General features: G+C 71.0%; 8 protein-coding genes, 3 pseudogenes and 1 CRISPR repeat array. Of the genes and pseudogenes, 5 read left to right on the top strand and 6 right to left on the bottom strand.

What is annotated here, in order from left to right; genetic code table 11:
* The first annotated feature begins 7 nt into the window (after nucleotides 1–7).
* Nucleotides 8–863 (top strand): annotated as a pseudogene (locus M4D82_RS01895) (IS5 family transposase).
* Between the two features lie 121 nt (nucleotides 864–984).
* On the opposite strand, the gene M4D82_RS01890 reads toward M4D82_RS01895, so the two are convergent.
* Together M4D82_RS01890 and M4D82_RS01885 are read right to left on the bottom strand one after the other, a co-directional pair.
* The gene (locus M4D82_RS01890; protein ID WP_249764318.1) at nucleotides 985–1,638 is read right to left on the bottom strand and encodes a DUF7691 family protein; all 654 of its coding nucleotides are present in this window, start codon (nucleotides 1,636–1,638) and stop codon (nucleotides 985–987) included.
* Between the two features lie 149 nt (nucleotides 1,639–1,787).
* A pseudogene (locus M4D82_RS01885) lies at nucleotides 1,788–2,714 on the bottom strand (IS5 family transposase).
* 378 nt (nucleotides 2,715–3,092) lie between these two features.
* Here M4D82_RS01885 and M4D82_RS01880 point away from each other — a divergent pair.
* A complete protein-coding gene (locus tag M4D82_RS01880; RefSeq protein ID WP_249764317.1) occupies nucleotides 3,093–3,239 on the top strand; it encodes a hypothetical protein in 147 nt (48 codons plus the stop codon).
* A gap of 49 nt (nucleotides 3,240–3,288) precedes the next feature.
* On the opposite strand, the pseudogene M4D82_RS01875 reads toward M4D82_RS01880, so the two are convergent.
* From M4D82_RS01875 to M4D82_RS01865, 4 genes and pseudogenes are all read right to left on the bottom strand, one after another.
* Nucleotides 3,289–4,122, bottom strand: a pseudogene (locus M4D82_RS01875) (IS5 family transposase).
* A 42-nt stretch (nucleotides 4,123–4,164) separates the two neighbouring features.
* On the bottom strand, nucleotides 4,165–4,290 hold the full coding sequence (locus M4D82_RS33980) for a hypothetical protein (RefSeq protein WP_283844436.1): 126 nt from the start codon (nucleotides 4,288–4,290) through the stop codon (nucleotides 4,165–4,167).
* Nucleotides 4,291–4,511: 221 nt separating this feature from the next.
* Nucleotides 4,512–7,022, bottom strand: coding sequence for an FtsX-like permease family protein (locus M4D82_RS01870; protein WP_249764316.1), 2,511 nt, complete (start codon nucleotides 7,020–7,022; stop codon nucleotides 4,512–4,514).
* Entirely contained in the window at nucleotides 7,016–7,753 is a 738-nt protein-coding gene (locus M4D82_RS01865; RefSeq protein ID WP_249764315.1) for an ABC transporter ATP-binding protein, read from the bottom strand. The genes M4D82_RS01870 and M4D82_RS01865 overlap by 7 nt, the downstream gene beginning before the upstream one ends.
* A gap of 202 nt (nucleotides 7,754–7,955) precedes the next feature.
* Here M4D82_RS01865 and M4D82_RS01860 point away from each other — a divergent pair, with 202 nt between their 5' ends.
* The 3 genes from M4D82_RS01860 to M4D82_RS01850 all read left to right on the top strand — a co-directional run bounded on the left by M4D82_RS01860 (nucleotide 7,956) and on the right by M4D82_RS01850 (nucleotide 11,246).
* Nucleotides 7,956–9,233, top strand: coding sequence for a sensor histidine kinase (locus M4D82_RS01860; protein ID WP_249771377.1), 1,278 nt, complete (start codon nucleotides 7,956–7,958; stop codon nucleotides 9,231–9,233).
* Between the two features lie 17 nt (nucleotides 9,234–9,250).
* Nucleotides 9,251–9,865 (top strand): LuxR C-terminal-related transcriptional regulator, encoded by a 615-nt coding sequence (locus M4D82_RS01855; protein WP_249764314.1) that lies wholly within the window; start codon nucleotides 9,251–9,253, stop codon nucleotides 9,863–9,865.
* A gap of 1,099 nt (nucleotides 9,866–10,964) precedes the next feature.
* The gene (locus M4D82_RS01850) at nucleotides 10,965–11,246 is read left to right on the top strand and encodes a transposase (protein WP_249764313.1); all 282 of its coding nucleotides are present in this window, start codon (nucleotides 10,965–10,967) and stop codon (nucleotides 11,244–11,246) included.
* A 125-nt stretch (nucleotides 11,247–11,371) separates the two neighbouring features.
* Nucleotides 11,372–11,888: direct repeats of the CRISPR family, unit length 29 nt; unit sequence CTGCTCCCCGCACCCGCGGGGATGACCCC.
* Between the last annotated feature and the right edge of the window lie 472 nt (nucleotides 11,889–12,360).

Genomic DNA, 12,360 nt, shown 5'->3' with positions numbered 1-12,360 from the left:
TCGACGTCTGCCGGCAGACACAGGGCCTGGTACCGAGCCGGAGAACGACGTACGCCAGCTCGTCGGGCCGCAACGCGACGGACACGACACGCCCCCACGCCCGGCCCGGCAGGTGATCGACGCGATCGCGTTCAAGTACCGCACTGGGACACCGTGGACGGAGCTGCCCGAGCACTTCGGGCCGTGGAAGGGCGCCCACAACCGGCTGCGGAAGTGGGCGGCGGACGGGACCTCGGAGAAGGTGTTCACCGCCTTGCTCGCGCAGGCCGACGCCGAAGGCGACCTCGACTGGGTCGTCGCGGTCGACTCCATCACTGCCGGGACCACCAGCACGCTGCCGGGGCCCCTTTTGACGGGCCCCGGTAGGCGAGCCGGCCGACCATGCCCTCGGACGCTCCCGCGGCGGGCTGACCACGAAGATCCACCTCACCGTGGACGGCCGTTGCCGGCCACTGGCGTTCGTCATCACGCCAGGCCAGGCTGGCGACGCACCCGCGTTCGCGCAGGTCATAGCCCGGTTACGGGTGCCCAGGCGGATCGGCCGTCCCAGGATCACGCCGGATGTGGTCCTGGCCGACAAGGCCCACTCGTCGCGGGTGATCCGCTGTCATCTGCGGCAGCGCGGGATCCGGGCGGTGATCCCGCAGCCCGCCGACCAGGCCGCGAACCGCAATCGCCTCGGCCGTCGAGGTGGGCGTTCGCCAGCCTTCGACCGCGAGGCCTACAAGCAGCGGAACACCGTCGAGCGGTGCATCAACAGGCGCAAGCAGTGGCGCGGTCTGGCCACTCGATACGACAAGCCCGCCACCATCCACCTTGCCGGACTCCACATCGCCGCCATCTTCATCTGGTCTGCGGGGTGACCTGAAGGAAACGGCCTACACCAGGGCGGCGATCGAGGGCATCTGCCCCGGCCGCCCCTACACCGAACTCGGCTGGACACCCGGAGGGAGCGACCGCTTCCTCGGCCGCTTCCTCAGTGGATCAGCCGGTGATCGAAAAGAAGATCGAGCCGTCCTCGGCCCACCACCAGGCACCCTCGCCCTCGTTCCACTCCGAGGCCCAACCGTCGAGGGCCTCGATGAGCTCCCCGAGGTCGTACCGGAGATCGGCGTCGACGCGGTCTAGCACCGCGCGGTAGGCCTTCACCGCAGGGCCTGCCTTCGCGAGGGGCCAGCAGCCGATCTCCGGTGATCCCTCCAGGGGATGGGGTATGTGGAACCCGATCTCCGAGGGCGGGCCGCTGAAGACGTACTGGTAGGGCAGCAGGTCGGCCGGGACGCCCGCCGAGCCGAGGGCATCGTCCAGGGCGGAGAAGTAGGTGACGGGGCTCCGGTAGCTCGCCAGCGTCGAGCTGTCGCTCGCGTTGTGGTCGATGATGATCTGGAGAGCCGCGTAGTAGGCGCAGCCAGCGTAATCGGCGGAGGAGTCGGCACGGCCGGAGACCAGCTCCTCCAGGGCGTCCGGGACCGACAGCCCCCAGTCCACGCCCTGATGGTCGAGGCTGTCCTGACGTGCCTTCGCCCTGACACGCATGTTGTCCAGGCGCTGTGACTCGTCGGCGCTCAGGTCCAGGGCGGGCACGAAGCGCACGATCTCGCCGCGGTTCGCCATGCTGTAGTTCACTACCTTGCTCATGGGTTCATGCTGCCAAAGGCCACTGACAGCCGGGCATCCCGGACCAGCTTGCAGGTGCCGGAGCCGCTCGGGCCGCACATTTCGGATCAGGCCGGGTCAGGGAGCGGTTACCAGACACAGCGGGCCCGGTCTGATCCGAAAGACACGGCCTAGGGGGTGTCTGACAAATGATCACGGACTGGTTTCGCGGAGCCAGAGGATCAGCGAGGCCAGGACGACTCCGGCGCGGTAGCGGTCGGCGAGCTTGTCGAACCTTGTCGCGATCGCGCGGAACTGCTTGAGGCGTGCGAAGCATCGTTCGACCACGTTGCGCTCGCGGTAGATCTCCCCGTCGAAGGCGGGCGGCCGGCCGCCGAGGCGCCCTCGGCGCCGGCGGTTGGCCGCTTGGTCGCGGCGCTCGGGGATCGTGACGGCGATGCCGCGGCGTCGCAGCAGGTGCCGGATCGCCCGGCTGGAGTAGGCCTTGTCGCCCAGGACTCGGGGCGGTGTCCTGCGCGGGCGGCCGGTGCCGACTCTCGGAACGCGGATCCCGTCGAGGACCTGGCCGAAGGCGGTGGCGTCGTTGACGTTGCCGGGCGTGAGCACGATGGACAGGGGCAGGCCCAGGCCGTCGACGGCGAGGTGGACCTTGGTGGTCAGCCCGCCTCGGGACCGGCCGAGGGCCTGGCGCGTCTGCGAGCGGTCCGGATCTTCCAGTTCGTCCCCGTCTGCGGCCCCTCTTTGCGGGCGCCGGCGGCGTGCTGGTGAGCACGGTTGACCGTGGAGTCGACGGTGACGGTCCACTCCACCCGGCCCACCGCGTCGTCGCGGACCTGGACGTGTTCCAGCAGCTTCGCCCAGGTCCCGTCCGCTTCCCAGCGGGCGAACCGCTCGTAGACGGTCTGCCAGGGTCCGTACCGCTCGGGCAGATCGCGCCACGGAGCCCCGGTCCGCAGCCGCCACAGCACCCCGTTGACCACCTGCCGGTGATCACGCCACGGACGACCACGCCACGGACGACCACGCCCATCCACCCGCGGCGACAGGGGCTCTATTCGCTCCCACGCCGCTTCCGTCAACTCGCCTCGACCTGCCACAAGATCAATGATCAGAGTGCTCGTGCTCGGGCTCTCGCGCGGGGTCCGTCATGAAACGGCTCAGCCGGTAGGTGGTCGGCAGCCCCAGGCGCCCACACAGCGTGTCGATCCGGATCATCGACCCGTCAACTCCTGCCTCCCGAAGACGGCGCAACCGCGTACGCATCTCCGCCTGGTCCCGAGTCTCAACGACGACTTCCCACTGTCCCGCGTCCGGCGCGGTGCGAGCAGCAACCCGCTGCCGCGCGTCCTCTTGCCGCCGCCTTCTTTTCCCCTGTCCTGGCACCTGCCCAGAATCACTGGCCGGCGTAAGGACGGCAAGGCCATTGGACCGAGCGCACACTTCCCGCTCGGTGATCATTTGTCAGACATGACCTAGTGCTGCCCCAACCCGTCCACGACCGCGACCACGTCCTGCACGGGATCGCCTGGCGGCGCGCCGTCACCAAGCCGTGGCTATCGCCTGCCACCAGCAACGACACCACCGTCACGAGCAGCTGTGATCAGGAACTACAGCTGCCGTGACTGAGCGGGCCACTGCCACAGCGCATCCCCGCTGGACGCCCCTTCCCGTTCATCTCGTTGACCAGATGAAGATGGCGGCGATGTGGAGTCCGGCAAGGTGGATGGTGGCGGGCTTGTCGTATCGAGTGGCCAGACCGCGCCACTGCTTGAGCCTGTTGATGCACCGCTCGACGGTGTTCCGCTGCTTGTAGGCCTCGCGGTCGAAGGCCGCGGCCGGCCGCCGAGCCGGCCGCGTCGCTTGCGGTTCGCGGCCTGGTCGGAGGGCTGTGGGATCACCGCCCGGATCCCGCGCCGATGCAGACGGGTTCGGATTGCGCGCGATGAGTACGCCTTGTCGGCCAGAACCACATCCGGGGTGGTCCGGGGCCGACCGATCGGCCTCGGCACCCGCAATTGGGCCATGAACTCGGGAAACGCGGCCGTGTCACCGGCCTGCCCGGGCGGACGAACACCAGCGGTCGGCATCGGCTGTCCGCAGCGAGGTGGACCTTCGTGGTCAGCCCGCTGCGGGACCGTCCGAGGGCATGGTCGGCCGGCTCGCCGGCCGGGGCCCCTTTTGACGGGCTCCGGCGGCGTGCTGATGAGCCCGGACGGCCGTGGAGTCGACCGAGACGATCCAGTCGAGGTCGCCTTCGGCGTCGGCCTGGGCGAGCAGGGCGGTGAAGACCATCTCCCAGGTGCCGTCGGCAGCCCACTTCCGCAGCCGGTTGTGGGCCCCCTTCCACGAGTCGAAATGCTCGGGCAGATGCATCCACGGAGTGCCGGTGCGGTACTTGAAGGTGATCGCGTCGATCACCTGCCGGTGATCACGCCACCGCCCACCCCGCTTCGGTGTCCGGTCCGGCAGCAACGGCTCGATCATCGCCCACTGCGCGTCAGCCATGACACACCCCAACCAACGATCAGATGATCCGAAGGAAACGCCCTAGGCGCACGGCGCGACGACGGAGGAGTCCAGCAGCAGCTGGCCCTCGTCGGTGACGGTCAGGGCGAACAGTGCGCTCTCGTCGTCCCTCCGCCCGTCGTGGTCCTCGCCGCTCGCCCCGGACACGTCGCGTAGGGTGTCGCGCACCGCGGTGAGCGCGTACGTGCCGCCGGCCGTACCCCGGCTCCAACGGCACGGCCCCCCAACGGATGCCCGGCCTCCCAGGGCATGGGCCGGCCGGCCTCGACCTCGTACACCACCCGCTCGCGTGGGGACAGCCCCGGGACCGCCCGCCAGTACGCGACGACCTGACCCCGCACCCGCAGTCAGGGCCCACTGAGGCGAAGTCACTCGCGTGCGCCCGCCAGTTCCACCGCCCTGCGGCGCAGGGAGAGGCCGGCCGGGACGATCGCCGAGAGGACGGCGAGCGCCGCGCACGCGCCCATGGTCGCCGCGAGCGTCGCCCACGGGATCTCGATCGACGTCCACACCGAGAGCAGGCCCAGCGCGCTCCACATGCCGACCATGTTGAGCCCGGCAACCAGTGCTCCCAGCAGTCCGCCGACCATGACCACCATCAGCGCCTCGGCGCCCACCAGCCGCAGCACCTGCCACCTGGTGGCGCCGGCGAGCCGCAGCACGGCCAGCTCGCGGACCCGGTCGGAGGTCGCCATGACCATCGTGTTCGCCAGTGAGATACCGGTGTAGAGGAGAGCGATCCCCAGGACCAGGAAGAAGCCCATCCGCGTCGTCCGGTTGGCCTCGGGGTACGTCGCCCGCACCCAGGCGTCCCTGGTGAGGACCTCCCCGCCCGACGCCCGCGCCGCCTGACGCAGACCGGCGGCCACGGTGCCCGCGTCGGCACCGTCCTTGAGGCGTACGTCGACCCGGTCGACGGGCGCCGCGGGCGCGTTGCGCGGGGTGACGTAGACGCCGTTGTCACCGGTGCCGATGCTCATGACCGCGGCGATCCTCAGGGACTTCCTCGTGCCGTCTGCGAGCCACACGTCCACCCGCTCGCCCACGGTGTGTTTCTCCCACTCCTCGTTGACGATGATCGAGTCGTCGTCCAGGTCGCTCGTCTTGCCCGCGGTGAGCGGGAGCCGGGCCGTTGCAGCGAGGGGGCGCGGCTCGACGGCCCTGGCGTCGGACCTGATGAGCGCGACGCCGTCCTCCAGGACGTACACGGCGCTCGACGAGCTCGCCGAGACCTCGGCGCCGGACACGGCCCGAAGCCGCCGCAGCGTCGCCTCGTCGAAGCCGGCGTCGCCCGCCGCCGCGACCACGAAGTCGGCGGTCGTCCGCTCGCGCACCTCGGTGGCCTTCGCCTCATCGAGGGTGGCGGTGGCGCCCAGCAGCGAGCCCGCCAGCGCGACGGTGACCAGCACCGGCGCCGCGACGGCGGCGGTGCGGCGTACCCCGGCCACGGCGTTCTCCCGCACCAGCATCCCGCCGGCGCCGGGCAGTTGGGCCGGCAGCCAGGCGATCAGCCGGGTCAGTGGCCGCACCAGCACCGGCGCGAGCAGCGCGACCGCGGTGATCAGCAGCATGGGCCGGCTCACGTAGGTCTTGCGCTGCAGAAGGTCGCCCGGGTTCGTCGTCAGGGCCAGCGCCAGGGTCACCGCGGCGGTGATCAGCAGGGCCACGCCGAACAGCAGGCGGCCCCGTGTCATCGCCCGGGTGTCCACGGACGCCTCGCGCAGCGTCTCGGTGGGACCGGTACGGCCCGCCCGCCAGGACGCGGCCAGCACGCCGCACAGGGCCACGAACAGGCCCGTCCAGAACGCCATGGGATAGGGCCAGGTGTAGTCGCCGATGGTGAACCAGCGGGGCGCGAGGCTCTCCTCGACGGCCCACTCGGCGAGCTTCGGAGCCGCGTAGGAGCCGAGCGCACAGCCGACGGCTGAGGCGAGCACCCCGACCACGAGCGCCTCGTAGACGACCATGCGGCGGATCTGCCCCGGGGTCGCCCCGGCGGTGCGCAGCAGCCCGAACTCGCGGCGCCGCTGGGCCACCGCGAACGCGAAGGTCGAGGCCACCACGAACACCGACACGAACCCGGTGACGCCGCCGGCCGTGCCGAACATGGCGTTCATCGCGGTGAGGGCCTCGCTGTCCCGGTCGGGGTCGGCGTCGGCGTACCGGCGCGCGTCCCCGGTGAGGACCTGTACGCCCTCGCTGCCACGCACCGCTTCGCGCACGGCGGCCGGATCGGCGTCGACGACGAGTTGGAGGCTGCGTGGCGACAGTTCGGCGGCGCGGGCGTCGGTGTAGAACACGGCGTCCTCGAAGCCGCGCCCGGCCACGGTGCCGACTGCGCGCCCTGTGCCGACTGCACGCACGGTGCCCACGACGCGGACCGTGCCCACGACGCGCACGGTGCCGCCGTCGGTCCGCACCGCGGTTCCCGGACGGGCCCAGTCACCGCTGACGACGACCTCGTCCGCGGCCTCGGGCGCGCGTCCCGCGGCGAGCTCGTACGGCGCGAAGGCCGCGGTGGACCAGGGGTGGCCCACCAGATCGGCGGGCCCGCCCTCGGCCCGTACGGGGAACGATCGATCCTCGACGACGGTTCCGAGATCGCGCAGCTTCGCGATCGCGTCGTCGGGCACGGCACGTGGCTGGGCGAGCTTCCGGGCGCGTTCGCCGATCGGGGTGGGCACCTTGAGGGTGTCGTGGCCCTTGACGACGACCGGCGCGGCGGCGAACCGTTCCGGCCCCCGGGCGGGTGCGTCCAGCGAGGACGCCAGGGCCAGTCCCATGACGGCGATCAGTGCCACGCCCAGGGAGAGGGCGACGAAGCTACCGGTGAAGGTGACCCAGCGGGTGCGCAGGGTGTGCAGCGTGGTGCTCAGCACGGCGCCGCCTCCAGCTTGGTCATGCGCGCCGCGATGTCCTCGGCGGAGGCGCCGATCAGCTCGCCGTTGACACGGCCGTCGACGAGGAAGACGACGCGGTCGGCGTAGGAGGCGGCGACGGGGTCGTGGGTGACCATGATGATCGTCTGGCCCTCCCGGTCGACCATGCCACGCAGCATGGTCAGCACCTCGCGGCCGGTCTGCGAGTCGAGCGCCCCGGTCGGCTCATCGCCGAACAGCACTTCGGGCCGCGTGATCAGCGCGCGGGCCAGGGCCACCCGCTGCTGCTGGCCGCCGGACATCTCCGTCGGCCTGTGCCGCGCCCGGTCGCCGAGTCCCACCTGGTGGAGCACGTCGCGCACCTGGGCCTTCTTCGGGCGGCGGCCGGCCAGCCGCAGCGGCAGGGCCACGTTCTGCTCGGCGGTCAGCGAGGGCAACAGGTTGAACGCCTGGAACACGAAGCCGATGCGCTCGCGGCGCAGCAGCGTCAGCTTGGTCTCGTTCAGCCCGGTCAACTCCGTGTCGCCCACGCTGACCGACCCCGACGTGGGCCGGTCCAGGCCCGCGGCGCACTGCAGCAGGGTCGACTTGCCGGACCCGGACGGGCCCATCACGGCGGTGAACGTCCCCCTCGGGAAGGCGAGCGATACCTGGTCGAGGGCGGTGACGGACATACCGCCCGCCCCGAAATGTCTGGTCACGGAGCGCAACCGGATCGCGTCCTTGGTCATGTGTCCGTCTCCCCATCAGCACGTACTGCTCGGCTCGTTGACGCCTCCACGAAACCCCCGAAGCCCCTCGTGACGCAGTACGGCCGGGACGAGACCTTGGGTAGGGCCAGGCCTACCCCCGATACGGACGCTGGACCGATGGCACCGACCGCCGCGCCCACTTACGGTCATGCCCATGCACCCTCGAAATGTGTGGCAGGCCATGTCCCGGCCGGGCTTCCTGCTGTCGCCCTGGCCCTGGCGCTCCGCCGCGTACCTGCTCACCGGCGCGGTGGCCGGTGCCGTCACCCTGGTGGGGCTCGTGACGGTGGCCATGGTCTGTGGCGCGCTCGCCCTGGTCTTGGTGGGGCTGCCGCTGCTCGTCCTGCTCGCCCTCAGCGGGATTCCCGTAGCCGAGGTGGAGCGGCGCAGGCTGCGCCTGATCGACCGCGACCCGGTGTCCGGCCCGCACCAGGTGCCGGCCGCGCCGGGATTGTGGGCCTGGCTGACCACCCGGCTGCGTGAACAGGCGACCTGGCGCGAGCTCGGGTACGCGCTGTTGTTCGCCGGGCTGCTGTGGCCGGTCGACGCCCTGGCGATCACGGTCGCGCTGCTCTTCCCGCTGTCCATGGTCTCCACCCCGTTGCTGATGGCCACGGTCGGCGACGGCCATGAGGCGAAGGTGCTCAAGCAGTGGACGGTCACCACCTGGCCGACCGCCTTCGGCGTCGCCGTGCTGGGCCTGCTCCTGCTGGGCCTGTGCGCCTACGTCCTCGGCGTCACGGCGGGCGCCCGATCCGAACTGGCCCGGCTGCTGATCGCCTCCCGCGAGGGGGAACTCGGCGCCAAGGTGGTCGAACTGGCCCGCTCCCGCGTCCGATTGGTCGAGGCCTTCGAGGCCGAGCGGCGCCGTATCGAGCGCGATCTGCACGACGGCGCCCAACAACGCCTGGTGGCCCTGACGATGGCCCTCGGGCTGGCCCGCCTCGACACCCCGCCGGGCCCGCTCGCCGACCAGCTCGACAAGGCCCACGAGGAGGCGCGCGCGGCGCTCGCGGAACTGCGCGAACTCATCCACGGCATCCACCCCAGGGTCCTCACGGACTACGGCCTTCAAGACGCGGTCGCGGACGCCGCCGACCGCTGTACCGTCCCCGTCGACGTCGACCTTGCACTGCCCGGCCGACCCACGCAGGCGGTCGAAGCCGCGGCGTACTTCGTGGTCTGCGAGGCGCTGGCCAACGTCGACAAACACAGCGGAGCCGATCGCGCGCGGGTGAGCGGCGGTCATCGCGACGGACGCCTCTTCCTTGAAGTGCGCGACGACGGCCGCGGCGGCGCGGACGCCTCGGCGGGCAGCGGCCTCACCGGTCTGGCGGACAGGGTGTCCGTCCTCGATGGCAGACTTGCCCTGACCAGTCCACCCGGTGGACCGACTCTGTTGCGTGTGGAGTTTCCTTGCGAGTTGGGGTTGACCAGGGCGGCCGATCACTGCGCGTAGTACTGGCCGAAGACAGCGTGCTGCTGAGGGAAGGCCTCATCGGCCTGCTCAGCCGCTGCGGCCACGAGGTGGTGTCGGCCGTCGGGGACGCGCGGGCACTGGTCGCGGCGGTCGAGGAGCATGCCCCCGACATCGTGGTGACGGACGTACGCATGCCGCCGGGTTTCCAGGACGAGGGCCTGCACGCGGCGGTACGGCTGCGTGCGAAGCGCCCCACACTGCCGGTCCTGGTCCTCAGCCAGTACGTGCAACGGACCTACGCCGCGGAGCTCCTGGACTCCGGAGACGGATCGGGCGTCGGCTACCTGCTCAAGGACCGGGTGGGCCAGGTCGAGGAATTCGTGGAAGCGCTGCACAAGGTGGCGGACGGCGGGACGGTGGTCGACCCCGAGGTGGTACGCCAGTTGCTGCGCCGCCGCCGCGATCCGCTGGAGCAGCTCACCCCGCGCGAACGCGAGGTGCTGGCGCTGATCGCCGAAGGCAAGTCCAACGGCGCGATCGCCAAGGAACTGGTGGTTTCCGAAGCGGCGATCGGCAAGCACATTGGCAACATCCTCACCAAGCTGGACCTGCCTCCGACGGACAAGACCCACCGCAGGGTCCTGGCCGTCCTTACCTACCTGCGGTCCTGACCCGACGGGGCGCACGTACGGCATCCTTCTCCCGCCTGTCGGGCCACCACCGTCCGCTGTCGCGATGGCGCGCCGCACGGCCTCTCGATCTCGATCCGTGGCGATGCTCACGCGGCACTGCCGACGACCGGTTCGGCCCCCCTCGGCGACGGCCAAGACGACGTCACCGACGACATCCAGGCGGTGGTCGCCGACCCGATCGCGGTCGTCTACGTAACCGGCCTGGTCGCCGAGCACCTGGCCGCGTCGCCGACGACGCGGTCCACCAGGCGCTCACCGCCGGGTAGACGATCCGCCGGGGACAGGGCTACTCGATGCGGGTCACCACCCCGTTCAGCGTGCACGTGGCGGGATCGAGCACTCCCTGACTGCCCACGCGGCCGACAGCGGCACCTTGAATTCTGACTGCGCGTCATCTGGTCGGGCCTCGCCGCCCTTCCGGCGGCGGCCGTACCTGCGACGCCGGTGGCGGAGAGGCGACGTCCGTGCACGGTGGCGGAGATGCCCACGCGGGCGAGGGCGGCGATCCGTGCTGCTGAATCGCTAGGCGGCTACCGCTGACCTGTGGAGCTTCCGGACTTGCTGCCCTCTGGGGTCGCCGGCGACTCATGCCACGCTTCGCGCAACGCAGTGACCACCGGGTGAGTGGATCCCAGCAGCTCGGTCCCCATGGCGACGTTTCCATGACGGCTCGCGCGGCGTGGACCAGTGCGGGGAAGCGGGACCTTTCCTCGTGAAGCGCCACCCGTCGAGCGCATCCTGTCGCCGACTAAGGAGCGTCCGCCCCTCGGCGTCGGGGCCGAGGGCGACATACGACCCATCCCTGGACGCCGTCCTCACCGCGCTACGTGCCCCAGGGCCTTGCCACCGCCGACTCCGGCTGGGTCGGGGCTAGATGGTGCGTCGAGGAGCCGCGAGTGTCTCCGCACATCTGTTTATCCGATTTGGTAAGAGTGGTCGACCGCTGCCTTCCACCCACATGGCCTTCCAGGCCGGAAAGCCTGCTCCCCGCACCCGCAGGATGACCCAGCCCGCGGTGATGTGAGGGCGCGGCTGCAACGGCCACCGCGAGAAGGCACTGACTACGCAGGCTGGCGATGTGGAGCCGACGATCCCGAAGATCCGGGTGGGGAGCTTCTTCCCCTCGCTGCTGGAGGGCCGCGCCGGAGTCACCGGGCCTTGTATGCGGTGGTGGGTGATGCTGGAGGCATATGCGCAAGGGCCCGCGTCGGCGTACCGTCAGGGGGAGCGGGCAGCAAGTCCGTGGACTCCGAGGGGACGACCCCCACGTCGGCCGGGGCTGCCCCGGGATCTTGAGCGCGTTGACCACCGCGCTTCGCCATTGGTGGCCCTTGAACTCGTACAGCTGGGCCCGGTGTGACTCGATCCGCGTGGCGATCGCCATCAGTCGACGGCATTGGGACGCGGAATCGGCCCGGTTTGTCGGATTCAGTGAAAGTCGTCAATCAGAGCCCGCTGCCCGCATACACTCCCAGCTCAGCAAGCCTGCTCCCCGCACCCGCGGGGATGACCCCTTGGCACTGCGCAGGACGCTGGCGGTGGCCGTCTGCTCCCCGCACCCGCGGGGATGACCCCCGCCTCCCCTGGGGCCAGGCCGGGGATTTCGGCTGCTCCCCGCACCCGCGGGGATGACCCCGATGAACATCAGCGCAAAGGGGTTACCGGCGGCTGCTCCCCGCACCCGCGGGGATGACCCCGCCTCGCCCTCATCCTCGGCGGCGCTCTGGGCCTGCTCCCCGCACCCGCGGGGATGACCCCTCCCAGTGGGCGTGGTCCTTCTCGAACCTGCCCTGCTCCCCGCACCCGCGGGGATGACCCCTTCGGCGCCGACCTGGCCCTCGCCTTCATCAACTGCTCCCCGCACCCGCGGGGATGACCCCGGGCGGATCGACGAGCTCAAGTCCGAGATGGACTGCTCCCCGCACCCGCGGGGATGACCCCGTCGGCCACACCAGCCTCGAAGATGTCTTCGGCTGCTCCCCGCATCCGCGGGGATGACCCCGTCGCGCTGACCGGGCTGCTCAGCGTCTCGCCTGCTCCCGCACCGGCGGGATGACTCGTTGTCGAAGAACTCCTTGGAGTTCACGCCGTCTTGCTCCCCCCCCTGCGGGATGAACGCCGTTTTCTGCACGCCCTCCTGGGGTGGGGCAGGTACGGGACATCCGGGGGTTCGGGGAGCTGCCCCCCGAACCATCAGCACAGCCGCCAGCCCCCGGCGGGCAACCCGGCCTGGCCGTAGGGCGGTCCGCCGACCACCGGTCCATCCCCACATCCCGTTGGCGGCTTGGTGGCCCACGGCGAAGCCTGCCCTGGCGCTCCGCTACGCCTCCGGTTTCCCGCGGACCCACGCATCGCGCGGTGGACCGGGTGGGTGAGGGGCTGCCGAGGGCAGAAGGCCCCCGTCCCAGAGCCGGTCGCCTGATCCTGCGTTCGCCCGCCCGGACATGCGGGGGTGGTTTCCCGGTCCGGCAGGT

Origin of the sequence: Streptomyces sp. RerS4 (assembly GCF_023515955.1) — a bacterium.
In the GTDB taxonomy this organism is placed as follows: domain Bacteria; phylum Actinomycetota; class Actinomycetes; order Streptomycetales; family Streptomycetaceae; genus Streptomyces.
This window is presented reverse-complemented; position numbering and strand designations above follow the sequence as displayed.

Bases quoted from the DNA above. Each gene is read 5' to 3' on its own strand.
- M4D82_RS01890 (WP_249764318.1), bottom strand. From the start codon at position 1,638: ATGAGCAAGGTAGTGAACTACAGCATGGCGAACCGCGGCGAGATCGTG.
- M4D82_RS01860 (WP_249771377.1), top strand. From the start codon at position 7,956: ATGTCCCGGCCGGGCTTCCTGCTGTCGCCCTGGCCCTGGCGCTCCGCC.
- M4D82_RS01865 (WP_249764315.1), bottom strand. From the start codon at position 7,753: ATGACCAAGGACGCGATCCGGTTGCGCTCCGTGACCAGACATTTCGGG.